The sequence below is a fragment of the Aminobacter sp. UC22_36 genome (assembly GCF_044056035.1).
GTDB lineage: Bacteria > Pseudomonadota > Alphaproteobacteria > Rhizobiales > Rhizobiaceae > Aminobacter.
In genome coordinates this window covers 444,015-468,376 of sequence record NZ_CP171996.1, presented here as the reverse complement: position 1 = coordinate 468,376, position 24,362 = coordinate 444,015, and the positions used below count along the sequence as shown (strand labels likewise).

General features: G+C 64.6%; 24 protein-coding genes. 9 read left to right on the top strand and 15 right to left on the bottom strand.

The features are described from left to right. Positions 1-7: 7 nt before the first annotated feature. From ACHMW7_RS05235 to dapF, 4 genes are read right to left on the bottom strand one after another with little or no spacing between them, the layout of a single operon-like run. Positions 8-655, bottom strand: coding sequence for a septation protein A (locus ACHMW7_RS05235; protein ID WP_395449284.1), 648 nt, complete (start codon positions 653-655; stop codon positions 8-10). 3 nt (positions 656-658) lie between these two features. Continuing rightward, positions 659-2,401 carry a signal recognition particle-docking protein FtsY gene (gene ftsY, locus ACHMW7_RS05230; RefSeq protein WP_395449283.1) on the bottom strand — a complete coding sequence of 581 codons (1,743 nt, stop codon included), beginning with the start codon at positions 2,399-2,401 and terminating at the stop codon, positions 659-661. A gap of 13 nt (positions 2,402-2,414) precedes the next feature. Then, entirely contained in the window at positions 2,415-3,698 is a 1,284-nt protein-coding gene (gene mtaB, locus ACHMW7_RS05225) for a tRNA (N(6)-L-threonylcarbamoyladenosine(37)-C(2))-methylthiotransferase MtaB (RefSeq protein ID WP_395449282.1), read from the bottom strand. Continuing rightward, positions 3,698-4,582: a diaminopimelate epimerase gene (gene dapF, locus ACHMW7_RS05220; protein ID WP_395449281.1), complete on the bottom strand. Its 885-nt coding sequence runs from the start codon at positions 4,580-4,582 to the stop codon at positions 3,698-3,700. The genes mtaB and dapF overlap by 1 nt, the downstream gene beginning before the upstream one ends. Before the next feature lie 220 nt (positions 4,583-4,802). On the opposite strand from dapF, the gene ACHMW7_RS05215 reads away from it, so the two are divergent. Both ACHMW7_RS05215 and zapE read left to right on the top strand, forming a co-directional pair. Continuing rightward, positions 4,803-5,348, top strand: a complete 546-nt coding sequence (locus tag ACHMW7_RS05215) for a protease inhibitor Inh/omp19 family protein (protein ID WP_395449280.1) — start codon at positions 4,803-4,805, stop codon at positions 5,346-5,348. A 134-nt stretch (positions 5,349-5,482) separates the two neighbouring features. Further along, the gene (zapE, locus tag ACHMW7_RS05210) at positions 5,483-6,670 is read left to right on the top strand and encodes a cell division protein ZapE (protein WP_395449279.1); all 1,188 of its coding nucleotides are present in this window, start codon (positions 5,483-5,485) and stop codon (positions 6,668-6,670) included. On the opposite strand, the gene ACHMW7_RS05205 is transcribed toward zapE, so the two are convergent. Then, positions 6,656-7,381 (bottom strand): ceramidase domain-containing protein, encoded by a 726-nt coding sequence (locus ACHMW7_RS05205; RefSeq protein WP_395449278.1) that lies wholly within the window; start codon positions 7,379-7,381, stop codon positions 6,656-6,658. The two genes, zapE and ACHMW7_RS05205, sit on opposite strands and share 15 nt — an antisense overlap. Positions 7,382-7,581: 200 nt before the next feature. Here ACHMW7_RS05205 and ACHMW7_RS05200 point away from each other — a divergent pair, with 200 nt between their 5' ends. From ACHMW7_RS05200 to ACHMW7_RS05185, 4 genes are all read left to right on the top strand, one after another. Further along, positions 7,582-8,355, top strand: a complete 774-nt coding sequence (locus tag ACHMW7_RS05200; protein WP_395449277.1) for a DUF1223 domain-containing protein — start codon at positions 7,582-7,584, stop codon at positions 8,353-8,355. A 486-nt stretch (positions 8,356-8,841) separates the two neighbouring features. Further along, complete coding sequence (locus ACHMW7_RS05195; RefSeq protein WP_395449276.1) at positions 8,842-9,228, top strand: DUF2794 domain-containing protein; 387 nt, start codon at positions 8,842-8,844, stop codon at positions 9,226-9,228. 149 nt (positions 9,229-9,377) lie between these two features. After that, positions 9,378-9,899: a GNAT family N-acetyltransferase gene (locus ACHMW7_RS05190; RefSeq protein ID WP_395449275.1), complete on the top strand. Its 522-nt coding sequence runs from the start codon at positions 9,378-9,380 to the stop codon at positions 9,897-9,899. Further along, complete coding sequence (locus ACHMW7_RS05185) at positions 9,896-10,930, top strand: histone deacetylase family protein (protein ID WP_395449274.1); 1,035 nt, start codon at positions 9,896-9,898, stop codon at positions 10,928-10,930. Before ACHMW7_RS05190 ends, ACHMW7_RS05185 begins: the two co-directional genes overlap by 4 nt. A gap of 61 nt (positions 10,931-10,991) precedes the next feature. Here the strand turns inward: ACHMW7_RS05185 and ACHMW7_RS05180 are convergent, their stop codons facing one another. Beyond that, entirely contained in the window at positions 10,992-11,543 is a 552-nt protein-coding gene (locus ACHMW7_RS05180) for a DUF308 domain-containing protein (protein WP_395449273.1), read from the bottom strand. Between the two features lie 256 nt (positions 11,544-11,799). Between ACHMW7_RS05180 and ACHMW7_RS05175 the strand changes: the two genes are divergently transcribed. Then, positions 11,800-13,866, top strand: coding sequence for a putative bifunctional diguanylate cyclase/phosphodiesterase (locus ACHMW7_RS05175; protein ID WP_395451268.1), 2,067 nt, complete (start codon positions 11,800-11,802; stop codon positions 13,864-13,866). Positions 13,867-13,872: 6 nt separating this feature from the next. On the opposite strand, the gene ACHMW7_RS05170 is transcribed toward ACHMW7_RS05175, so the two are convergent. The 6 genes from ACHMW7_RS05170 to ACHMW7_RS05145 form a co-directional block, all read right to left on the bottom strand. Further along, complete coding sequence (locus tag ACHMW7_RS05170) at positions 13,873-14,730, bottom strand: SDR family NAD(P)-dependent oxidoreductase (RefSeq protein ID WP_395449272.1); 858 nt, start codon at positions 14,728-14,730, stop codon at positions 13,873-13,875. 37 nt (positions 14,731-14,767) lie between these two features. Further along, positions 14,768-15,211, bottom strand: coding sequence for a nuclear transport factor 2 family protein (locus ACHMW7_RS05165; RefSeq protein WP_395449271.1), 444 nt, complete (start codon positions 15,209-15,211; stop codon positions 14,768-14,770). Between the two features lie 15 nt (positions 15,212-15,226). Next, complete coding sequence (locus ACHMW7_RS05160) at positions 15,227-16,132, bottom strand: NAD-dependent epimerase/dehydratase family protein (RefSeq protein ID WP_395449270.1); 906 nt, start codon at positions 16,130-16,132, stop codon at positions 15,227-15,229. 76 nt (positions 16,133-16,208) lie between these two features. Then, positions 16,209-17,819, bottom strand: a complete 1,611-nt coding sequence (locus tag ACHMW7_RS05155) for a copper resistance CopC/CopD family protein (protein WP_395449269.1) — start codon at positions 17,817-17,819, stop codon at positions 16,209-16,211. A 40-nt stretch (positions 17,820-17,859) separates the two neighbouring features. After that, positions 17,860-18,390, bottom strand: a complete 531-nt coding sequence (locus ACHMW7_RS05150; protein WP_395449268.1) for a copper chaperone PCu(A)C — start codon at positions 18,388-18,390, stop codon at positions 17,860-17,862. A 156-nt stretch (positions 18,391-18,546) separates the two neighbouring features. Then, positions 18,547-18,924 (bottom strand): hypothetical protein, encoded by a 378-nt coding sequence (locus tag ACHMW7_RS05145; RefSeq protein WP_395449267.1) that lies wholly within the window; start codon positions 18,922-18,924, stop codon positions 18,547-18,549. Positions 18,925-19,122: 198 nt separating this feature from the next. Between ACHMW7_RS05145 and ACHMW7_RS05140 the strand changes: the two genes are divergently transcribed. Beyond that, on the top strand, positions 19,123-20,067 hold the full coding sequence (locus ACHMW7_RS05140) for an acyl-CoA thioesterase (protein WP_395449266.1): 945 nt from the start codon (positions 19,123-19,125) through the stop codon (positions 20,065-20,067). Positions 20,068-20,138: 71 nt separating this feature from the next. Here ACHMW7_RS05140 and ACHMW7_RS05135 read toward each other — a convergent pair whose 3' ends face one another. Continuing rightward, positions 20,139-21,653 carry an aldehyde dehydrogenase family protein gene (locus ACHMW7_RS05135; RefSeq protein WP_395449265.1) on the bottom strand — a complete coding sequence of 505 codons (1,515 nt, stop codon included), beginning with the start codon at positions 21,651-21,653 and terminating at the stop codon, positions 20,139-20,141. A gap of 549 nt (positions 21,654-22,202) precedes the next feature. Here ACHMW7_RS05135 and ACHMW7_RS05130 point away from each other — a divergent pair. After that, a complete protein-coding gene (locus tag ACHMW7_RS05130; protein WP_395449264.1) occupies positions 22,203-22,841 on the top strand; it encodes a protein-L-isoaspartate(D-aspartate) O-methyltransferase in 639 nt (212 codons plus the stop codon). 2 nt (positions 22,842-22,843) lie between these two features. On the opposite strand, the gene ACHMW7_RS05125 is transcribed toward ACHMW7_RS05130, so the two are convergent. Both ACHMW7_RS05125 and ACHMW7_RS05120 read right to left on the bottom strand, forming a co-directional pair. Continuing rightward, a complete protein-coding gene (locus ACHMW7_RS05125) occupies positions 22,844-23,419 on the bottom strand; it encodes a GNAT family N-acetyltransferase (protein ID WP_395449263.1) in 576 nt (191 codons plus the stop codon). Between the two features lie 103 nt (positions 23,420-23,522). Continuing rightward, positions 23,523-24,302: a Bax inhibitor-1/YccA family protein gene (locus ACHMW7_RS05120; RefSeq protein WP_395449262.1), complete on the bottom strand. Its 780-nt coding sequence runs from the start codon at positions 24,300-24,302 to the stop codon at positions 23,523-23,525. Between the last annotated feature and the right edge of the window lie 60 nt (positions 24,303-24,362).

The window sequence follows — 24,362 nt, the reverse complement described above, 5'->3', positions numbered from 1 at the left end:
GCCCCCCCTACTTCGACTCTTCGAGCGAATGACGCATGATGAGCGGCATCTGGCTGAAAGTGAAGAGCAAGGTTATCGGCATGATGCCCCAGACCTTGAAAGCCACCCAGGTGTCGGTCGAGAAAGACCGCCAAACAACCTCGTTGACCACGGCAAGAAACAGGAAGAACAGGCCCCAGCGGAAGGTCAGCTTGCGCCAGCCTTCGGCGTCGAGGCGGAAGGCGGAGGCAAAGACATAGCCGAGCAGCGACTTGCCGAACCACAGGCCGCCAAGCAAGATCACGCCGAACAGCGTGTTGACGATTGTCGGCTTCATCTTGATGAAGACGTCGTCCTGCAGGTAGAGCGTCAGCGCGCCGAAGACGAAGACGACGACGCCCGAGACCAGCGGCATGATCGGCAGCGACCGCGTCAGCAGCCACGAGGCAATCAGCGCGGCGGCCGTTGCCGCCATGAACAGGCCGGTGGCGATAAAGATCGGTCCGCCAAGCTCGGCCAGTGCCGGGAACTTCTGCGCCAGCCATTCGCCGCGCGCATTGGCAAAGAAGAAGACGACCAGCGGCCCGAGTTCCAGCACCAGCTTGAGCAGCGGGCTGACGTCTTCTTTCTTGGACTTGGGGTCCGTCGGATCGCTTTCGAGGATAGGTGCATTCATAGGTCAGGCGACTCCTGCGATCGCCTTGGCGAAATCGCTTGCCGAAAAGGGTTCGAGATCGTCGACCTGTTCGCCGACGCCGATGAAATAGACCGGCAGCTTATGTTTGGCGGCGATTGCGACCAAAATACCGCCGCGCGCCGTGCCGTCGAGTTTTGTCATGACCAGGCCGTTGACGCCGGCGATGTTGCGGAAGATCTCGACCTGGTTGAGCGCATTCTGGCCGGTGGTGGCGTCGACGGTCTGCAGCACCGTATGCGGCGCCTCGGGGTCGAGCTTGCCGAGCACGCGCACGATCTTTTCGAGCTCGGCCATCAGCTCGGTCTTGTTCTGCAGCCGGCCGGCGGTGTCGATGATCAGGACGTCCGAGCCGGCCTCCTTGGCCTTTTCGAACGCGTCATAGGCAAGTCCGGCGGCATCGGCGCCGAGCTTCGAGGCGATGACCGGTGACTTCGTGCGTTCGCCCCAGATCTTGAGCTGTTCGATCGCTGCGGCGCGGAAGGTGTCGCCCGCAGCCAGCATCACCGACAGCCCGCCTTCGGTGAGCTTGGCCGCGAGCTTGCCGATGGTCGTGGTCTTGCCAGTGCCGTTGACGCCGACGACCAAAATGACATGTGGCTTGTGCGACAAATCGAGCTCAAGCGGCATCGCCACCGGCTTCAGGACCTTTTCGACCTCGACCGCCATGATCGAGCGGACCTCGTGGTCGGAAACATCCTTGCCATAGCGGCTGGCGGCGAGCGCATCGGTGACGCGAAGGGCAGTCTCGACGCCAAGATCGGCGCGAATCAACACGTCTTCGAGGTCCTGCAGCGTGTCTTCGTCCAGCTTGCGCTTGGTGAAGATGCCGGCAATGTTGCCCGACAGCTCCTTCGACGAGCGCGACAGGCCATGACGCAGGCGCTGGAACCAGCTCTGCCTCGGCGCAGGTGCAGCCTCCTCGACGATTTCGGTCTTCTGCTCGACCTTCTTCTGGACGGTCACCTTGCCGGCAGCGGGCTTTGGTGTGGGTGCAGCGGGCTCGACGGAAACAGCTTCAACCGGCACAGGCTCAGAGACGGCGGCCTCGCGCAGCGCGGCAACCGGCTGCTCGTCCTCGGCCAAGGCATCGGCATGTTGCGGCACGTCGACGGCGACGGGCTCAGGCGCTTCAAGGACCGGCTCGGCGGCACCCAGCTCGACGGCGAGGATTGCGGACTTAGGCTCCGGCGATTCGACGACAGGTTCCGCGGCGACCGGCTCGGGAGCACGCATCGCAGGCTCCAGCGCCGAAGGCACTGGCTGGGCCGGGATTTCCTCGGGCAGCGCAGGCATCGATGGCTCTGACGACGGCGCCGGAACCTCCACTGGCGCGGGCGCGGGCTCGACCGGGCTCGGTGCAGGCGCTGGCTGCTCGGCAGGCTTTTCCGGCTCGACGGCAGGCACTTCCGGCGCGGGTTCGGGCTTGGGCTCCTCCGGCGGAGCGGGCTGCGGTGCGGGCTCGACCGGCACCGGCTGTTCGGCCGGCTTGGGCTCGGGCACCGAGGGCGGCGTTGCCGGTGCAGGTTCCGGCTTCGGCTCCTCGACCGGGGCGGCGGGCGCATCAGTGACAACGGGCGTTTGCGGCGTCGGCGGAATTTCCTCGGCCGGCCTCAGCGCTTCGAGCGCGTCGAAATTCAGCGGCGGCAGGACCTCGTCCTCGGCCGGCTGCTCGACAGCTTCCTTCTTGCCGAAGGAAAAGACTTTCTTGATGAACCCGAATGCCATGCGGTCGCTTTCGTCAGGCCGCGCGCGCGGCGGCCGGTGCCGCTGTGAGCCGCTCGCCGTCATGCCCGGCGATGTCGACTTCTATGATTTCGCCCGGCGCGCCCTGATCGAGTGCGACGAGGCTAAAGCCTTCCGTGCGGCCAAGCCCTTCACGTTCGACAAGCACCTGTTGGCGCGTGCCAACCAGGCTTTCGAGGTGGCGCCTGTAGGCAGCCTCACCGGCGGCACGCAGACGTGCCGCGCGCTGCTTGACGATGTCGCGGCGGACCTGCGGCATGCGCGCGGCGGGCGTACCCTCGCGCGGGCTGAACGGGAAGACGTGGAGATGGGTCAGCCCGCACTCCTCGACGATGCGGATCGAATTTTCGAACATATCGTCGGTCTCGGTCGGGAAGCCGGCGATGATGTCGGCGCCAAAGACGATGTCGGGACGCAATCTCCGCACGTCCTGGCAGAACTGGATCGACTGGTCGCGCAGGTGCCTGCGCTTCATGCGCTTCAAAATCATGTCGTCGCCCGATTGCAGCGACAGATGCAGATGCGGCATCAGCCGGCTTTCGCTGGCGACGGCTTCAAGCAGGTCTTCGTCGGCCTCGATCGAATCGATGGAGGAGAGGCGCAGGCGGCGCACATCAGGAACCTGGCGCAGGATCGTCTTGACCAGCTTGCCCAAGCGCGGCGCGCCGGGCAGGTCGGCGCCATAGCTTGTCATGTCGACGCCCGACAGCACCACCTCGGCGTAACCATTGCCGGCGAGCCGCTTGATCTGCTCGACAACGGCGCCCATCGGTACCGAGCGCGAGTTACCGCGGCCATAAGGGATGATGCAGAAGGTGCAGCGATGGTCGCAGCCGTTCTGGACCTGGACGAAGGCGCGCGCCCTGCCCTCGATGGCGTCCACCATATGCGTGGCGGTTTCGCGCACGCTCATGATGTCGTTGACGCGGGCTTTTTCGAAGTCGTTGATGCCGAAATCGGGCAAGGCGCGATAATTGTGCGACTTGAGCTTTTCCTCGTTGCCGAGCACGAGGTCGACTTCCGCCATGTCGGTGAAGGCGGCCGGATCGGTCTGCGCGGCACAGCCGGTGACGATGATGCGGGCGTCGGGATTTTCGCGCCGCGCCTTGCGGATCGACTGCTTGGCCTGGCGCACGGCTTCGCTGGTTACAGCGCAGGTGTTGAAGATCACCGCGCCACCCTTGAGCTCGTCGAGCCCGGCGGCCTTGGCCTCGCGCTTCATCACCTCGGATTCGTAGGTGTTGAGGCGGCAGCCGAAGGTGACGACGTCGACGGCCATCAGGCGACGTCCTGCTGCTCGCGGCGCCAGGCGCCGCTGGCCGGGTCGAAGTTGCCGGAGAATTCCCATTCCGCGGGACCCGTCATGACCACGTGGTCGTCGGCGCGCCAGTCGATCTTGAGCACCCCGCCGCTCGGCACGGTGACGGTGACGGTGCGGCCGGTGCGGCCGGTGCGGGCAGCGCTGACGGCCGCGGCACAGGTCGCCGAGCCGCAGGCGAGCGTCAGGCCGGCGCCGCGCTCCCAGGTGCGCAGGTTCAGCGTTTCGCGCGAGGTCACCTGAGCGATCGAGATGTTGGCGCGCTCGGGAAAGATCGGGTGGTTTTCGAGCAGTGGCCCGAAGCGGTCGAGGTCGTAGGACCAGACGTCCTCGTCGACCCAGAAGATGGCGTGCGGATTGCCCATCGAGGCAACCGATGGCGAGTGCAGCGCCGGCGCGTCGATCGGCCCGATCTGCAGCTCGATGGCGCGCGTGTCGCGGAACTCCTCGGCCAGCGGAATGTCCTGCCAGCCGAAGCGCGGAATGCCCATGTCGACGGAGATCAGGCCGTCCTCATGCTCTTCGGCATTGAGAATGCCGGCGACAGTCTCGAAGGTGAATACCTTCTGCCCGGTCTCGGCGGCCAGCGCCTGGACGACGCAGCGCGTGCCATTGCCACAGGCCTGGGCATGGGTGCCGTCGGAATTGATGATCTCGATATAGTTGATCGTGCCCGGCGTGCGCGGATCGTGGATCGCCATGATCTGGTCGAACTTGGTCGCCGCATCGGCAGCCAACGCGATCGCCGCGGCAGGCGTGACGCGGTCGGCGCGGCCGCGCATGTCGGCAACAATGATCTCGTTGCCGAGCCCGTTCATCTTGGCGAATGGGGCCTCAATGGCCATGGTCGGTAAGTCTCGCGGCTGTTTGGGGCCTATATGGCGGAAACATCGTCGAATTACCAGTCTCGCGGCGCGCCGGCCTATTGAGGTAATTTTGCAACAATTTCATATGCAAACCCTATTTTAACCATATCAGGTTGAAATTCTGCCAACTTCGCCGCTTTAGAGGCGAACTGTCGATCGCGCGGGGGCGCCCCCAGAACTGCCCCACGGAGGGAATGCAATGGCTTTTTCGAAAACCGGCCTGCTGGCCGCATCGCTGGTGGCGCTTCTGGCGGCCGCTGGCTGTAACAGCACGCGCCTTTCGTCGATGGACACCCAACCGGCCCCGCTGCCCGCGGCACCCGCTGGCACGGTGACCAGCGGCCAGTTGCCGCCACCCTCGACGCCAGGTGCCGCCGGCGCCTCGCAGTTCCCGGCAGCCCCGCAGCAGCAGACCCAGGTCGCGGCCTTGCCCGCCGACGGTGGCGCCGCAGCAGCCAACGCACCCGACATCACCGCAACGAGTGTGGCTGGCGTGTGGAGCGCTTCGGTTTCGGGCCAGAGCTGCAAGGTGGCGACGCCACAGACCAAATTCGGCCAGGGCTTCCGCGCCGGCCCGCTGCGCTGCCCGGCACCGATCGACGGCGTCAAGTCATGGAACGTCGCCGGCAAGCAGCTGACCCTGTTCGATGAAGCCGGCGCACCGCTGGCCAGGCTCTATTCATCGGGCGAGGGCCGCTTCGACGGCCAGACCTCGAACGGCCTGCCGATTTCGCTCAACCGCTAGGGCATGCTCGCGAAAATCGGAATCGATTTTCGAAAGAGGATCATGCATAGGTTCAAGGTGCTCAGCATCCTTGGCGCGCCCTGTCGGGCGCGCGGCACTGCAAGGGGACTTTCGAATTCGTGCCAGAGTGAACCATGCACCTGCGTGACGGCCTCCAGACCCATGTGACCGTCAGGCAGCGTTACGACCATCTGGTCGAGCTGGGCAGCATCCGCCGCGATCCGGCACAGCTAACGATCGTGGCCGCACTCGACCGGCTGATCGACGAAATCTCCGACAAGAGGCTGGCGCGCAAATCGAGCGCGCTGGGCTGGCTGTTCGCCAAGCGCAAGCCGCAGCGCGAGCCGGTGAAGGGCCTCTACGTCCATGGCGGCGTCGGCCGCGGCAAGACCATGCTGATGGACATGTTCTTCGAGCTGGTGCCGGTCAAGCACAAGCGCCGCGTCCACTTCAACGACTTCATGGCCGATGTGCACGACCGCATCCAGAAGCAGCGGGCGGCACGCAAGAACGGCACCTCGCGCGACGACGACCCGATCCCGCCGGTTGCGGCGGCACTTGCCGAAGAGGCGTGGGTGCTGTGCTTCGACGAGTTCTCGGTCACCGACATCGCCGATGCGATGATCCTGTCCAGGCTGTTTTCGGCGCTGTTTGGGCTTGGCGTGGTGCTGGTCGCCACCTCCAATGTCGCACCCCGCGATCTCTATCGCGACGGCCTCAACCGCCAGCTGTTTTTGCCCTTCATCGGCATGCTCGAGCACAACACCGGGGTGCTCAATCTCGATGCCGACACTGACTACCGGCTCGAAAAGCTCGACCGCGTGCCGGTCTACATCAGCCCGCTGGGCGAGGTTGCCGACCAGGCGATGGACAAGGCCTGGGCAACAGTGACCCATAGCGCTGCCACCGAACCGGCCACCGTCGCGGTCAAGGGCCGCAAGGTGCATGTGCCGGCGGCGGTTGATGGATGCGCGCGCTTTTCCTTCGCCGATCTGTGCGAAAAGTCGCTTGCCGCGCGCGACTATCTCGCGATCACCGCCCACTACAAGACCATCTTCGTCGACCATGTGCCTGTTTTGGCGGAAGCCAACCGCAACGAGGCCAAGCGTTTCATCCTTTTGGTCGACACGCTTTATGACCAGCACATCAGGCTGGTGATCAGTGCGGCGACAACACCCGACAAGCTTTATGCCGGCAAACGCGGCCACGAGGCCTTCGAGTTCGACCGCACGTCGTCGCGACTGATCGAGATGCAAGGAGCCGAATGGCTCGACGGCTGGGCCGAAAGGCACACCGAACCGGTGGCTTCACTGGCCGGATAAGGCCTGGTCCGCCGCCATACGCGCACGATTTTCATCGCTTGCCCACCCTGTGCGGGGCTTGCCGTAGCGCGTCGTTGCGGCAAGCAGCACACCAAGCATCAGCCCGTCGAGCACGTGCCACATGAAATGCGTGCCGATCGGCAAGGCGTCGCAGACCAGCGGGTCCATGACCCGACATGTGACGGCACCCAGAAAGATCGCAGCAGCGGCGATGTTGTACCAGCCCGCGCGGCTGCCATTGGCGATGACCACGCCGCCGAAGAAGATCAGTGCCAGGAACGGCGGCAGGTAGCCGGTGGTGCCATTGGAGGCCACGCGCAACCAGTCCGGCACCATGTAGGTGACGAAACCGACAACGATGTAGAAGCCGAAGAAGATCGCCAGCGCCTTGGGCCACGCCATGCCGGCAAAGCGGCGCAGGTTGAACAGCGAATAGGCGAGCGTAAAGCCGGCAATGGGCAGGATGTCGCCCCATTTGGTCGCCTCGGTGGCGAAGGTGTGGAACAACGCCGAGCCTATGCCGATCGCCACCACCCACCAGCCCAGCACCTCGGCGAAAATACCCGCCTTGCGCCGGCGCGCCTCGTAGACGCCCCACAGGCCGGCGGCGAAAAAAGCGAGATTGCTCAAGGCATTGAATGGCTCGGCCCACAGACCGATGTCAGTGCGCTCGCAATAAAGATCGAGATGTTGGCTGAACTGTTCCAGCATCACCTTGCCTCACCAGGGTTCAATTCTACCGCCACGAGGCCATTTTCATAATGGTAATTTGTCCCGACAGGCTGACGCAGCGGAAACTCCATTTGTTGGAAATTTCACCGCAACGTGACTTCCCGTTGAATGACGCTTCTGCCACATATTTCAGCAACTACAAAAAAGCCGCTTACGTCGGCTGAAGATCTGGATCGGTCATGGAGTTTCGCAGATATTATCGGCTGGCGGCCGTGGCGCTGGCCTTTGCCGGGTTTACCGGCGCGACGCATGCCGACTCGACAGCCAAGGCAACGGCGCGCCCGCTCGGCGTCATCGAGCTCTTCACCAGCCAGGGCTGCAACTCCTGCCCGCCAGCCGATGAGCTGTTTGCCAAATTCGCCGCCAAAGACGACATGGTGGCGCTCGCCTATCACGTCACCTACTGGGACTATCTCGGTTGGCAAGACAAGCTCGGCAGCAACGACAACACCGAACGGCAATATGCCTATATGCGCGCCTTCGGCGCACGCTCGGTCTACACGCCCCAGGCCGTCATCAATGGCCGAACCCACGTCAACGGCGCCAAGAGCGAGGATGTGACCGGTGCGCTCGACAACCTCGCCGAGACCGGCCAGGGCATGAATGTCGACCTCAAGGTGACCGACAATGGCGATACCTTCACCATCGAGGTCGGCGCCGCCAAGGGCCCGGCCAGTCCCGCCCATGTGGTGATCGTGCATTATCAGCCACCGCAGGTCGTCGACCTGCAGAAAGGCGAAAACAAGGGCCGCAGCGTCACCTACTGGAATGCCGTGACCGACCTGCACACCGCCGGCATGTGGCACGGCCAGACGCAGCGGTTCGAGCTGCCCAAGAGCGAAGTGGAAAAGAAGGGCGGCTGCGCCGTGCTGTTGCAGGCCGTCGGCAAGGATGGTGTGCCTGGCCCGATCCTCGGCGCTGCGGTGGTGCGCAAGCCGGTCCCAGCGCTGTAACGCAAAAAAGCCGACGCAGGCTTGTGGCCAGACGTCGGCTTCAGATTTTGGGATCGTCGCACCTGGTCCTGAAAAGGAACCGAGGTTGGTTCGATCCGACTCTAGCCCGTGGGCGGGGGGCTTGGGGTTTACGAGCCGGTGCCGGACCGAACCGTCTCAGGCAACGAGGGTAAATTCGTCGGACAATGGGGCGTCAGCGCGGATAAAAAACGGCAGGAATGTGGCGAGTCATCACCAATTCCGACAGTCTGTCTCGCAAACGTTACCGTTGCGGCAAGCCATCCGACACTCTTCATACAGCTGTTGCTTCGCCCTCCCGGGTTGCAATTCGGGTGCGAATGCGCGATTCTTACAGCACCGCGCGTCCCACTTGGACGCGCAAAGGACGCTGTAACAGTTTGAGTCTGTGCATGATCCTTTCCGAAAATCGTTTCCGATTTCGGGGCCATGCACGAGCCGAAGTCGTGTTCTGCAAGGGAACGATTGATGACCGATCGCGGTGCTGGGGCGGAGGATGGCGAGACATCCGCGGTTTTGATCCCGCTCCATGAGGCCCGTCGGGAGCGCCAGGATCTCCCGGTGGCATTCGAGCGACGGGAACTCGACCAGATTCTCAGGCTCTACGGACGCATGGTTGCCGCCAACGAGTGGCGCGACTACGCCATCGACCATCTCAGCGACCGCGCCGTCTTTTCGGTCTTTCGCCGCACCAGCGAAACCCCGCTGTTCCAGATCGTCAAGGATCCCAAACTCGCCCGCAAGCAGGGCGCCTTCTCGGTCGTTGCCGCCGGTGGGCTGATCCTCAAGCGCGGCCATGAACTGGCCCGCGTGCTTGGCGTCTTCGACAAGCGCCTGAAGCTGGTGGAAGCCTAAGTCAAAGCTGCCACAACGTTGTTCGACGTGCCGGTATGGCTCCAGCATCGGGCCATGACGGCACCATGCTTGCGGCCACAGGCTGAATCCCCCTCGCCAGCGCCGGCTCGGATGCTATCAATTCCGCGTCCAGAAGCGGAACTGCGCGAATGAGCATCCCCACCGAGGCACGGCCAACCGCCGTCTCCATCCGCCCAGCAACAGCGGACGATTCGCCATCACTGATGAAGGCGATCATCGGGCTCGCCGAACATGTCGGCGAGGCTGACGGCGTCGCCTGCACCGAAGACGACATCAGGCGTTTCGGCTTCGGCGAAAACCCGGCCTTCGCCGCTGTCATCGCCGAGGTGGATGGCGCGTTCGCCGGCATGTGCCTGTTCTTCCCTGTTTTCTCGACCTGGTATGGCCGCCCCGGCGTCTTTGTGCAGGACCTGTTTGTCGATAGGCAGTTCCGCAGCCTTGGCATCGGCGCGCAGCTGCTGCGCCATGTCGCCAGGCTTTGCCGGGACAGAGGCGGCGTCTACATGCGGCTGGCGGTCGATGACGACAACGCGCGCGCACATCCCTTCTACACCAGGCTCGGCTTCGCCTGGACGAGCGACCAGAGATCCTACATTGCCAGCGGACCAACATTCGCGGCGCTGAGCGAAACGACGGGGGAGCCCCAATGAAGACCTTCTATGCCGAGGAGCAAAAGCGCCACGATCCCAAGGCCTTCCTGTCGATGGGGGCGCAAAAGCCCAATCCGGAACAGCCCGAGCGGGTCGAGCGCCTGCTTTTGGGCGCACGTACCGCAGGCTCGACGATCCACCGCCCGGCCAGTTACGGCCTCCGCCCGATCGCCGCGGTCCACACGCCGGAATATATCGAGTTCCTGACTTATATCTTCGAGCGCTGGCAGCGCATGGAAGGCGCCTCGGCCGAAGTGATCCCCAATATCCATCCGTTTGCCCGCAACGGCACTTACCCGGCTGGTGCTGCCGGCCAGGCCGGATACCACATGGCCGACACCGCCTGCCCGATCTCGGCCGAAACCTTCGACAGCGCCTGCTGGAGCGCCTGGAGCGCGGTGGCCGCCACCGAAGCCGTGCTGTCGGGCGAACCGGCTGCCTATGCGCTATGTCGACCGCCCGGCCACCATGCCTTTGCCGATGTCGCCGGCGGCTTCTGCTTCTTCAACAATTCGGCCATCGCCGCACAACGACTGCGGGCCACCGCTTCACGTGTCGCCATCCTCGATGTCGACCTGCATCATGGCAACGGCACGCAAGGCATCTTCTACGACAGGGCCGACGTGTTGACGGTGTCGCTGCATGCCGACCCGAGCCGCTTCTACCCGTTCTTCTGGGGCCATGCCGGCGAGCGCGGCGAAGGTGCCGGCCTCGGCTACAACCACAACCTGCCCTTGCCGCGCAAGTCAGGCGATGTCGAGTTCCTCGAAGCGCTCGACCACGCCAATCGCCGCATCCAGGCCTTCGCCCCTGACGCGCTTGTCGTGGCGCTCGGGCTCGACGCCTTCGAAGGCGATCCGTTCGGCGGGCTGTCGGTGACGACACCGGGTTTTGCGCGCATCGCCGAAGCGATCGCCAGGCTTGGATTGCCCACCGTCATCGTCCAGGAAGGCGGCTATCTCTGCGACGCGCTCGGTGACAACCTCACCGCCTTCCTCACCGGCTTTGCCAGCGCATCGGCCCGAAAATAGGTTCCGATTCTCGGAAAGCACGAGGTTCAAAAAACTTGGAGCGCGCTCAAATGCGCGCTGGTCACCTCGCCGCGCGGATGCGCCAGGCGCGGTAAAACAGCAGCAGTGCGTAAGCGAGCATCAGGATCGTGGCGAAGCGCATCAGCGTCGCCGCACTGCTGAGCGGCACGAACATCAGCGCCAGGCCGAAGGCGGCATAGACAGCGCCGCCGACCAGCGTCGGCCAGAGCCTCGTCTGGCGATCGCTGTCGAGAAAGCTCGATGCCATCTCGATCAGGCCAACCAGCAAAGCCAGAAGGCCGACGATCCATGTCAGCGCGGACAAGGTGAAGACGCTGGCCAAAAAGCCACTGGCAAGGACGATCACGCCCGCCGCGATCGACAAGAGATTGCGGGTCAGCCCGAGCGTCTGGCCGGTCGTTCGCGGCACGGAACGGTCGATCGTCACCATGCCCAGCACGCCATCGACGAGCAGCAGCCCGCCACCGACAAGCACCAGCAACTGCACCGCCTGCGCCGGGTAGAAAAAGGCAACCAAGGCCGCCGCGACAATGAGAATGCCCCGCAACGCGGTCAGCGTCGCTTCGAACCGTTTGGTCTTGCCCTCGGCCATGCCCTGCTCCTTCGACTGAGACAGCCAGTTGTCAGGGATATCCGCGCGGTTCGCAACCGCGTTGCCGCAAGCATGAAGCGGCGTCTGGCGCCCGGGGCCAGTTGCGGAGCACCTCGATATCGTTGCATGCGCCTCCTGACGATAGCCGCATGACGCGAACAAAAGCGCTGCTAAATTAGTAATTTCTTTCACCTTTCGGGAGGAGACTTGGCTACGGGGCCGGCCAGGCAGTGTTGGCGGGTGTGGGGGCGTGACGATGTTCAGGGTCATTTCCTGTCTTGCTTACGAGCATGACTATTCATTTGTCGTGGTTGCGGCGATCGTCTGTGTCGCGGGCGCCGCCATGACGATGCGGCTGTTCGAACGCGCCTCTCGTCTCTCATCCGACGCCCGTTCCTCCTGGATCATGCTTTCCGGCATTGCCTGTGGCGCCGCGATCTGGACCACCCATTTCGTCGCCATGCTCGGCTTCCAATTGCCTTTCGACGCCGCATTCGACCCGCTGTTGACCATCGCCTCGCTGGTCATCGCCGTCGCCTTCACCGCCGCCGGGCTGCATCTTTCCGCGAGCCCGCCCAACGGACTGCCGGTCGAAACAGGCGGCGCGGTTATCGGCCTCGGCATCGTTGCCATGCATTTCACCGGCATGAGCGGTTTCGAGATTGCCGGCCGCATCGAATGGGACGCCAATCTGGTCGAGGCCTCGATCCTGTTTGCCGTGGCCTTTGGCGCACTCGCCATGCATCTCGCGGCGCGGCAGCGCGTCCGCCACGCCAAGCCGCTGTCGGTCGTTGCCCTGGTGCTCGCCATCTGCGCCATGCATTTCACAGCCATGGGCGCTGCCACCATCGTGCCCGATCCCTCGGTGCCAGTACCGGACAAAGTGTTTTCGAGCGAATTCCTGGCCGTACTGGTGCTTGCCACCATGGCGATCATTGCCGGGCTGACGCTTTATGTGATGGACGCCAAATCGCAGCGCGAACTGGTCGACAGCTTCCGCCATGCCGCCCAGCACGACCCGCTGACCGGCCTGCCCAATCGCGCCTTCCTGTCCGACAACCTGCCCGCCATGCTCAAGCGCAGCGCCGACGCCGGCAAGGAGGCCGCGGTGATCGTCGTCGACCTCGACCGCTTCAAGGAGATCAACGACGTCCACGGCCACAACGCAGGCGACCTGCTGCTGATGACCCTCGCCAACCGGCTGAAGGCGCTGACCGGCCCTGGCGAACTGGTGGCGCGTGTCGGTGGCGACGAGTTCGTCGCCGTCAAGCAGGATGTCTCCTCAAGGCAAGAGGTCGACAGCTTCGTGCGTCGCCTCGTCGCCAGCGTGCTCGACCCGATCCAGAACAAGGCCAAGACATTGTCGGTCGGTGCCAGCGTCGGTGTCAGCCTCTATCCCGATCACGCCGGCGATGCCGACGACCTGATTGGCGCCGCTGACCTTGCGATGTACCGCGCCAAGCGCGGGGTGACCGACAAGGTCTGCTATTATGACCGCTCGATGGACGAAGGCCGGCGCGAGCGCAGCGCGCTTGCCATGGAACTGCGCCACGCGCTGGAGCGCGATGAATTCGAGCTGTATTATCAGCCCCAGCTCGACGTGAAGACTGGCGAGGTCACCGCCTATGAGGCGCTGCTGCGCTGGCACCATCGCGAACGCGGCATCGTGGCGCCCGAAGAGTTCATCCCCATCGCCGAAGAAAACGGCCTGATCCTCCCAATCGGCGAATGGGTGCTGAAGACCGCCTGCGCCGAGGTGGCGACGTGGCGCAAACCCTACAAGATTGCCGTCAACATCGCCGCGGCCCAACTGGTCCAGGCCGACCTGACCAAGGTCGTGCACGAGACCCTGCTATCGACCGGCCTCGCCGCCTCGCGACTGGAGCTCGAGATCACCGAAGCCAGCATCATCGAGGACCGCGAACGCGCCTTGCATGTCGTGCGCCAGTTGAAGGCACTCGGCGTCACCATCGCGATGGACGACTATGGCGTCGGCTATTCCTCGCTGTCGACGCTGCAGATCTTTCCCTTCGACAGGGTCAAGATCGACCGCTCCTTCGTCGAGGACGTCGCCAACAACAGCGCGGCCGCGGCGATCGTCAGGGCAACGATCCTGCTTGCCAACGACCTGCAAATCCCGGTCCTCGCCGAGGGCGTTGAAAAGCAGGAGAACTTCGAGTTCCTGCGCGCCGAAGGCTGCGCCGAGATGCAGGGTTTCCTGTTCGGCCGGCCGCTGCCGCTGTCGGAGATCGCAAGCCTCGTCGGCCGCAACGAGGCGCCGGGCAACATGCGCGAATTCGCCCAGCGGTCGAGCGCCGCCTAGGAAGGCTTAGCGCGCTTGCGGCCGCGGCGTGTAGCCGTCGGACTGGATCACCGGCAGGTGCGTCCAGGCGTCGTTGGTCATGCGCATCCAGGCGCCAGCGGCAAGCACGCCGCCATCGACATGGATTGTCGTGCCCGAAACCCAGCCTGAAAGCACCTCCGACGCCAAAAACAATGCAGCTCCCGCCGAATCCGAACCTTCACCGAAACGGCCGATCGGGAACCAACGCTTCAGATGCTCGAGGTTCTCCTGCGGCACGCGTGGGGTCGCCACGATCTGCGCCGAATTGGTGGTCTCGGGCGCGATCGCGTTGACGCGGATGCCGTGCTGGCCAAGCTCGACAGCCAGGCTCTGGGTGAAGCCGGTGACCGCCGCCTTGAAGGCCGAGTAGACGACCGTCGTCGGGATGCCGCGGAAGGCCTCGATGGTCGAGACGTTGATGATGCTGCCACCTTGTCCGCCCGCACGCATCAGCGGGATTGCCGCCTTGGTGACGTGGAACATGTGCAGCAAATTGATGTGATAGAGCGCGGTCCATTCTTCCTCGGTCGACTGCTCGAACGGCGTCTTGAAGCCAAGATAGTCGCCGACATTGTTGACCAGCACGTCGAGCCGGCCGAAGCGGCCGCGCACAGCCTCGATCAGGTGTGCGACGTCGACTGCCTTGCGCACGTCGGCCTCGACGACGAGGTGGTCGGACCCCAATGCCTCGCGTACCGACTCGACACGCGCCGGGTCGATCTCGGCGACTGCGACCTTCATGCCTGCACGGGCATAGAGTTCGGCTGTCGCCCGGCCGATGCCGGCGCCGCCGCCGGTGACCAGCGCCACTTTTCCGGCAAGGCCAAGGATTTCGTCGGGCATGCTGTCCTCCGCAGTCGATGGATTGGGCGCCTGGCGGCTAAGCCGCCGTTTCCTGCGCTTCATGGGTGTGGGTGCCAACGACCACCAGTTCACGCCTGGCAAGGCGCCAGCCATCGGAGGTACGGGCGAAGCGGTCGAGGTAGCGGATGGTCATCTCGTAGCAGAGGTAGCGACCGGCAGGATCGCGGAAATAGTGGCGTGCGATGCAGTAGGTCTCGCCCGCAGCGCCACCCTCGATCGGCCGGACCATCTGGTTGAGCACGGCATGGAAGGTCTTGAGGTAGCGGCCGGCGACCATCGCCGGGATGCCACGGATCTGCTCGTGCCCCTCGAATTTTCCACGTGGCGATTCCACCACGCCATCAGCTGTGAACTGCGCGGCGAGCAAATCGCCGTCGCCAGAGTCGACAGCGTAGGCATAGCGCTCCGACACGCGCCTGAGCGCCACTTCCATCAGCAGGTCTGCCTTATTGTCGGCCATGCTTTTCTTCCCGGTTCAACCGCCGGAGACCTGGGCGAACACCTCGCGCAGCGCCCGCTGCACGTCGTTGCGGCGATAACCGAGAAGTTTGGTCTCCTCGAGGTCCGGCTCGTAGGCGAGGATATTGCCACGGCCCGGCACGATGAACATATCCGGCAGCAGCGGATGCTCCTCGTTGCGCTCTTCGACCCGGTGCGGATTGCCGACGGCGTCGAACAGCGACTGGAAATACTGCTGGAAGGTCAGGTTCTCGTCACCAACCAGATAGGCCTTGCCGCTCTCGGCGCGCTGGAACGCGCCCCAGATCGCTTCGGCCAGCGACTGCACCGACATGTAGTTGGTGCCACCCGGCGGGGCGAAGATCGGCAGCTGCGTCTCGCCACGGGCATAGGCCATCAGCGTCTCGTAGCGCTTGGTCGGCAGGCCCTCGACATAACCGACGATCGACGGCGGGTTGAGCGTCGAGACGTTGAAATCACCGGTCGCAAGCGCGCGCACACCCTCGTCGGCTAGGCTGCGGCCGCGCACATAGGCGTTGGTCTCGACGAGATCGGGCATGACCTGGTGATAGTAGCTGCCGATATGGACGACGCGGCGCACGCCGGCCTTGCGCGCCAGTTCAACGAAGGTCGGCACGCCCTCGATCTGCATCTTGGTCCAGAACTCGTTTTCGTCGACGCCCTTGGGCAGGTGGCGGATATCGTTGCCGGCGGCAAACAGGATGCCGTCAAAGGGCGCGAGATCGGCAGCCGAGAAATCACCCTTGGTGTAGTCGCCAAAAATGGTCGGATAAGCAGCCATCGCAGTCGATTCGGGTGCTGGCTTGCGTGCCGCCAGCACCACCTCGTTGCCCTGCGCCTTGAGATAGCCGGCCGTGTGGCCGCCGATCATGCCCGTTCCGCCAATGATGAGGATTTTCATGCGCGCACTCCCGGGCATTTCGCAAACAATGCCCGGACGATAGGCGGCGTTACGGGTGCGGCATCGTCCGTATCGACTACCAGCCGGTGGCCGGCCTGATGGCGACTTCACCGTTCAGCGTCGCCGCTTGCCCCTGCGATATGTCGACGTCGATGGCGACGTTCCATGTGCCTGCCGACGGCAGGTCGAGGCTGTCGATGCGCCAGGTGCCATCGCCGGGCTTGTGTGCGGCAGCACTGATCTCGGCGGAACCGGGCTGGCTCAGCGTCAGCGTCACGCCACGCGCATCGAGCGGGCCGAAATCGCCCGACATGACGACAATGGAAGCGCTGACCGTGCCGGCATGGCCGGGGCTGATGGCGAGGTCGGCCATGGCTTCCGCAGTATGGATGTGGATCGCGGCGGGTTCGGCTGCCTCGATGGCCAGCACGCGTGGCGGCGGGGTGAAGCGGAAACCGGCAACGACGCCAAGGATCGCGACCATCAACAGCGCCTCCATCACGATGCTGCGCACCAGCAAATGTTGGGCGCCCACCTGCTCGGCCAATGCGGGTCTGGTCAAGCGCCAGCGGTTGAAGCCGGCGAGCACAAGCAGAGCAGCGGCCAATCCGAGCTTTGCCAACAGGAGCAGGCCGTAATCCGTGCTCCAGAGCGCTGCGGGCGCCCTGACCTGGATGACGGTCAGTACGAGGCCGGCGCCAATCAGTGCTGCCACGACATAGGGAATGGTCGCCGAAAAGCGCCGCAACGCTGCCTCAGCACTTTCGCCGCCCTCGCGCCAGGCATAGGCCAGTGGCAGCAACGCCCCGGCCCAGAAGACGATACCTGCGCCATGGACGAACACCATCGGCCGGGTCAGCCATTGCGGCGCGGCGGCGCTGGCGTGGCCGCTGGCGGCGAGTGCCGCCGCGACGCCGACAACGCCGGCGAGCGACAGCCAGCGCGCCAGCCTTGCGTCGGCGGCCATGGCGATCAGCGCGAGCGACAACGCCATGAAGGCGATCGCCGCGGTGAAGCCATAGCTGGTGGCCGCCGCGGCCTGCCAGGACATGGTACTTCCGAACAGATTGAGCGGCGCGCCCAGCGCATCGAGTCCTTGCAACCCTAACGAGACAGGTGCGGCGGCGAGGCCCATAACGAGCAACAGGCCAATGGGTCCGATGCCGTAATGTCTGCCAGGCGCAAGCCAGGCCAGCGCGAAAGCGCCGCCGACGCCGAAGACCAGGCCGAGATAGAGCACCAGCTTGGCGCTCCAGATGGCGAAGTGCAGCGTCTTGTCGTTCGCCTCGGGCGCCTGGGGCGGCATCGCACTGGGGCTGCCGACCGAAAATGCCAGCACGCCGGCGACAGGATGCCCGTCGGAAGACACGACCCGCCAGGAAAGCAGGTAGGTGCCGGCGGCCGGCGACGCTGGCCAGGCGATCACCATGTCGGCGCCGGCAGCCTTGGCGGTCAGGCGCGTCGAGCCGCCGTCGGGCGCAAGCAGCTCGACGACGAGCGGCGTGACCCTCTCGCTGAAGCCGAGCGCGATTTCGGCTGGTGCGGACTGAACCACGGCGCCCTCGGCCGGCGCCGAACGCAGCAGCGAGGCATGGGCGCTTGCCGCCAGCGTCGCCCCGAAGAAGGCGATGCCGGCCAGCACGAAGGCGCACAAAAGAACAAGCAGGCGCGCGCTGTCGCCGGCCATGCCGCCCCCGGTCAGGGAAGAACAGCGCGTGCCCATGATGTCAGTGACCCGAATGGTCCTGGCTCTGGCCGCCCATCTTGTCGGCCTGGAACTCGACAGTCACCGTTCCGGCCTTCTCGAAGGCCAGTGTAGCAGAGAACGTGTCGCCTTCCTTGACCGGCACCTTCAGGCCGATGAACATGATGTGGTAGGCGCCCGGCTTGAGCGCGACTTCGCTGCCGGCCGGGATTTCGACGCCACCGGTCACCTGGCGCATGGTCATCACGCCCTTGGCGTCGACGGCCATTTCGTGGATCTCGGCCTTCGCGGAAACGTCCGACTGGATCGACACCAGCCGGTCGGCGACTGCGCCGGTGTTCTTGACGGTGAGGTAGCCGGCGGCGACCTTGGCACCGGCCGGCGTGGCGCGCGACCAGGGATGACCGATCTCGAGATCGCCGGCCTTGAAGCCATGGGCAAACAGCTGATGGGCCGAGGCGAACAGCAGCAGCAGCGCGAATACGGCGATGCCGAAGCGCTCTTCCAGGCTGCGGAAGAGCGGGCGCGCATGGGCGCGAACGGAACGGGTCATGGAAGACTCCTGTGTCTTGAAGGAGCGCCGACGCATGCGGCGCAAAATAAGCTGTGTAGGGAGATGTCGTGCGGCGGTCGCCAGGGCAATTCCAGGAAAAGTGCGGAGCGGTTTTCCGTGCGGAATTGCGTCAAAAGCTCTAGCCGGCAGGCCGTATCAGACCACAGGCGGGGCGCGCGGATTGCCGGGGTCGTGCTCCGGCGTGATCGACGGATCGAGCCTCGGGGAAGCGAAAACGATCGTGGCCTCAAGCGGACGCACGACCGGAAGGCCTGCGCCCTCGGGCGGCGAACCGGTGGTCACCGAGACCATGTTGCAGCCAAGCGTACAGCATTGCGGCAGGCTTGGATGGTCGCTCCTGGCGGGTGCGGTGTGGCCGCTCGCCGAGGTGATGCAGAGCGGATTGCCAAAAATGTCGAGCGGCGGCGTGCCCTGGCCAAGCGCCAGCGCGCCGGCCACCGTCTGCAGGACGAGCATCAGCGCCGCGGCAAGCGCGACCCCGAACCCAATTCCCTTGCGGCGAAATCCGACCAAGCGTCGCGACCCTTCGTTTAGACGCGGCATTGATACCATCGATGGCCTAGCTGTGAAATTGGACCACGCTGCGACAAATTCTTTGATCTGGCGCGCGGAGTCCGCCCGAGATCGCGCAGCTCAGGGTATCGTCCGATGCGACGATCAGCCGGCGCGCGGCAACCGCTACGCCTGATCCCCAGACAGAGAGGACAAGGCATGACTGCAGGCATATCGGGGCAGCGCGATGTCTGGCGCGGCGGCGTCGCCACCTGGGAATGCGACGAGATGGGCCACATGAACACGCGCTTTTACGTGGCGCGCTGCATGGAGGCCATCGCCATGCTGTTCGGCCTTGCCGGCTTGCCCCGCCTGTTCGCGCCGGCGTCAGTGACGACGCTTGCCGTCAGCACCATGCACATTCGTTTCCTGCGCGAGGCGCGCGCCGGCAGCTCGATGCATATTTCCGCCGGCTTCACAGCCATCGGCGACAACAGCGCCGAAATCGTCGCCATGATGTTCGACAGCGCTTCGGGCGAATGCGCCGCGACCTTCCGCGTCGGCCTTGGCCATGTCGCCACGGTGGACCGCACTTCGAGCCCATGGCCGGAGGCTTTCGCCACCCGTGTCGCTGGCGAACTCGTCGAGACGCCCAGGCTGGCGATGCCGCGCAGCGTCGGCAAGCCGCCGGCCAAGACGTCCGCGTCGGGCGCGCGGGCGCAACACCTTGGCCTGCACCGGCTCGGCCAGGGTGCGGTGCTGCAGCAGTCCTGCGATCCGTTTGGCCGCATGTTGCCGCAGGCTTTCGTCGGCGCCATCGGCGACAGTGTCCGCAACATCATCACGCCGTTGCGCGAGCTTTGCGCCCATCATCGCGAGCGACGCGGACCACATTTCGGCGCCGCGGCGCTCGAATTCCTGATCCTGGTCGACGACATGCCCGGCAATGGCGATTGCTGGGAGGTGCGCTCCGGCCTCGCTTGCGCCGACAGCCGCACCATGGCGATCGTCAATTGGATGCTCGACCCGTTTTCCGGTCGTGCCTTCGGTGCCATGGAGGTGGTCGCCATCTGCTTCGACCTCGAGGCACGCCGGCTGATCCCGATCGCACCGTCGGCACAGGCCGAGATGGCGGGCTGGACCATCCCCGGCCTCGCCCTCTGACCCGGCAAACGAAAGCGCCGCCCGCTTTCGCGGACGGCGCTTGAGATGTGTCAGGCTGCTTTGCAGCCCCTTCACTCGATATCGAATGACACGCCTTGGGCGAGGGGTAGTGCCCTGGAGTAGTTCACCGTGTTGGTGGCGCGGCGCATGTAGGCGCGCCAGGCGTCGGAACCCGATTCACGGCCGCCGCCGGTTTCTTTCTCGCCGCCAAAGGCACCGCCGATCTCGGCGCCCGAGGTGCCGATGTTGACATTGGCGATGCCGCAGTCCGAGCCTTCGACCGACAAGAAACGCTCGGCCTCCTGCAGGTCGAGGGTGAAGATCGACGACGACAGGCCAGCGCCGACAGCATTGTGTTGTTCCAGCACCTGGTCGAAGTCGGAATACTTCATGACATAGAGGATCGGCGCAAAGGTCTCTTCGAGCACCGGGCCTGTCTGGCCCGGCATCTCGACAAGTGCCGGCTTGACGTAATAGGCGCCGTCATGGCCCTGGTCGACGCGGGCGCCGCCGGTGATGGTGCCGCCGCTTTCGGCCGCATGCTTCAGCGCTGTCTGCATGCCGTCGAAGGCCGCCTTGTCGATCAGCGGGCCGACGAGCGACGCCGTTTCCAAGGGGCTGCCGACCGACACGCTGTCATAGGCCTTCTTCAGCCGGGGCACGAGCTGGTCATAGACGCTGTCATGGACGAACAGGCGGCGCATGGTGGTGCAGCGCTGGCCGGCGGTGCCCATCGCGCCGAAGGCAATCGCCCTGAGCGCCATGTCGAGATTGGCCGAGGGGCAAACGATGCCGGCATTGTTGCCGCCGAGCTCGAGGATGGCACGGGCAAAACGCTTGGCCAGGCGCGGGCCGACATCGCGGCCCATGCGGGTCGAGCCGGTGGCCGAGACCAGCGGCACCTTGGGATGGTCGACAAGCACCTCACCTATGGCGCGGTCGCCGATCAGCAGCTGCGACAGGCCTTCGGGCGCATCCGCACCGAAGCGCTTGGCCGCGCGCTCGAAGATCGCCTGACAGGCAAGGGCGGTCAGCGGGGTCTTTTCCGACGGCTTCCACACCACCGAGTTGCCGCAGACAAAGGCAAGTGCGGCATTCCACGACCACACCGCAACGGGGAAGTTGAAGGCCGAGATGACGCCGACGACGCCGAGCGGATGCCAGGTTTCCATCATGCGGTGGCCAGGACGCTCGGTGGCGATGGTCAAACCATAGAGCTGGCGCGACAGGCCGACGGCGAAATCGCAGATGTCGATCATCTCCTGGACCTCACCGAGACCCTCGGACGGGATTTTTCCCACCTCGATCGACACCAGGCGGCCGAGATCGGCCTTGGCGGCACGCAACTCCTCGCCAAGCAGGCGCACCAGCTCGCCGCGCTTTGGCGCCGGCACGTTGCGCCAGGCCTTGAACGCCGCATCGGCGCGGCCGATGGCGGCACCGGCTTCATCGGTTGAGATCGACCTCAGCGCACCGATCTGCTCGCCCGTCACCGGGCTGCGCACGATCAGGTCGCCGCCGCTGAAAGCGGTACCTGCAACACCCAGCCGCTCCAGAAGCGCTGCCGTTTCGCTCATCACGTTCATGCTGAATTCCTTTCCTCGGTTCCTCACCCGCGCTCGGCCATGTCCGTGCTTGTGGCAGAGGCAGGCCGGAGCGCACTCGTTTCTCGACGGCATCGCCGTGAGACGCTTGGCATTGGCTATAGCCCGATCGGCCACCTGAGCGCCACACCAGTGATCGCGCGGGGCATCCTGTCCGGCGGTTTGGCCTGACGTGGTCCATCGGCCGCTGTGCGTGCGACTGGGCAGATATCGGTGTGGGGGAGCTGAAAAAACAACACCCGCCGGGGGAGGAGGTCCGGCGGGTGTCGTATTTGTGGCCAGCGTCTGGGAGGAGGTAGGCGCTGACCTATTCGTCGGAAACCCTGGGAGGAGGTAGGCCCGACAAATTCGATGACCTATATCTAGCTCCGCTGCGGGCTGATTTAAAGTGTTGATATTGCATAGGAGCTTTGCATTTTGTGCAATGCAGCAAGGGTCGTCGCGCTGCAGCATCATGCGGACGCTACGGCAGGTGCCGAGCCGGGGAACCTTGCGCCCTCGCCCCGGTTAAAAGGCAACGGCAGGAAGGCCATGATCGACGACCGGGCAGCACGCCTCAGGATGGTGGAATACCAGATCGCCCGGCGCGGCATGACCGAGCTGGCGGTACTGGAAGCCATGAATGCCGTGCCCCGCGAGCAATTCGTGCCCGAAGCCTTGCGCGAACGCGCTTATGACGACACGGCACTTCCCCTAGATCACGACCAGACGATCTCCCAGCCCTACATCGTGGCGCTGATGGCTTGGGCGGCGGAGCTCAAGGCCGGCGACAAGGTCCTGGAGATCGGCACAGGGTCAGGCTACGCGGCAGCTGTCATGGCCGAGATCGCCGGTCGTGTCGTCACCATCGAACGGGTGGATCTGCTTGCGGCGGCTGCACGAGACCGCCTGCACCGGCTGGGCTACACGACCGTCGAGGTGATCTCTGGCGACGGCACGGTCGGATATGAAGCGGAGGCGCCGTTCGACGCGATCCTGTCGGCGGCGGGCTCGCGCACCGTCCCGCCAGCCTGGAAGCGGCAACTGGTGATCGGCGGCCGGCTGATCATGCCGCTTGGCCCGCTTGGCGACCAGCAACTGGTCAAGATCGTGCGAAACGGCGAAGCCGACTACGCGCAAAAGACCTTGGTCGCGGTGCGCTTCGTGCCGCTTGTCGGTGGAACAGACTGAGCTCAGCCCTGGCCGCCCTTGGCCCTGAAACGCCGCTCCGGCATCGAACCCGGATCCGGTGACAACGTGGCCCCGCCATTCAGCGCCAGCTGCATGAACACGGTGTCGAGCCAGCGGCCATGCTTGTAGCCGGAACCTTCCATGCGCCCGGTGTGATGGAAACCGAGCCGCTCATGCAACCGCACCGAGGCGCTGTCGGCATGGCCGTCGCCGATGACGGCGATGATCTGGCGAAAGCCGAGCGTCGTCGATTCGTCGATCAGCGCCTGCATCAATGCCTTGCCGATGCCCGCGCCCTTGGCATCGGGCGCCACATAGATCGAATCCTCGACAACAAAACGATAGGCGGGACGGGCCCGGAACGGACCGGCATAGGCATAGCCGACGATCGTGCCCTCACGTTCGGCGACGAGATAAGGATAGCCACCGTCCATCAGGACATCGTAGCGCGTGCCCATGTCAGCGCGTGTCGGTGGCTCCAACTCGTAGCTCGCCGTACCGTTGAGCACCGCATCGGCATAGATCTCGGTGATCCGGTCGAGGTCGTCGGGCAAGGCGTGTCGTATCACTATGCTCATTTTTTAGGCAGTCCATTTTTCTGCCTCCATTAGAGCAAAGCCTGGCACAAATGAAAAGGGCGGCCGTTAGGCCGCCCTTCGAATGTCACTGGTCCAGACCTGATTATTCGCGGTTGCCCAGGAACGACAGCAGGAACGAGAACAGGTTGATGAAGTCGAGATAGAGCGTCAGCGCGCCCATGATCGCCTTGCGGCCGGAAACGAGCGCGTCGTCGCCGTCGAAATACATCTCCTTGATCTTCTGCGTGTCGTAGGCGGTCAGGCCCGAGAACACCAGCACGCCGATCGCCGAAATGGCGAACTGCAGGGCCGACGACTGGAGGAAGATGTTGACCACCATCGCGATCAGGATGCCGAACACGCCCATGATCAGGAACGAGCCCATGGCGGTCAGGTCACGCTTGGTCGTGTAGCCGAACAGCGACAGCGCGCCGAAGGCGGCAGCGGTCACGAAGAAGGTCTGCACGATGCTGGCGCTGGTATAGACCAGGAAGATCGACGACAGCGACAGGCCCATCAGGCCGGCGAAGACCCAGAACGCGGTCTGCGCGCCCGAAGTGCTCATCGACTGGATGCGGGCGCTCAGGAAGAACACCATACCGATCGGGGCCAGCATGACGACCCACTTCAGCGGCGAGCCATAAAGCGCGACGCCAAGGCTGGTCAGCATCTTGCCGTTGCCCATCGTTGCCACGGCGGTTGCCGGATCGTTGGTGGTCGCCAGCATCATGGTGCCGAACGCGGCCACGCCGGTGATGACGAGGCCAAGTGCCATAAGGTTGTAAACCTTGAGCATATAGGCGCGCAGGCCCTCGTCGATCGACGCGTCGGTGCGGCTACCTGCCGTCGCCATGCGCGTCTGGTAGTTTCTAAAGTCGGACATGGTTTCCTCTATTGCTTCTGCCCCGTCGGGTGTCAGGCCGAGACCCAGGCGCCGCTGGCG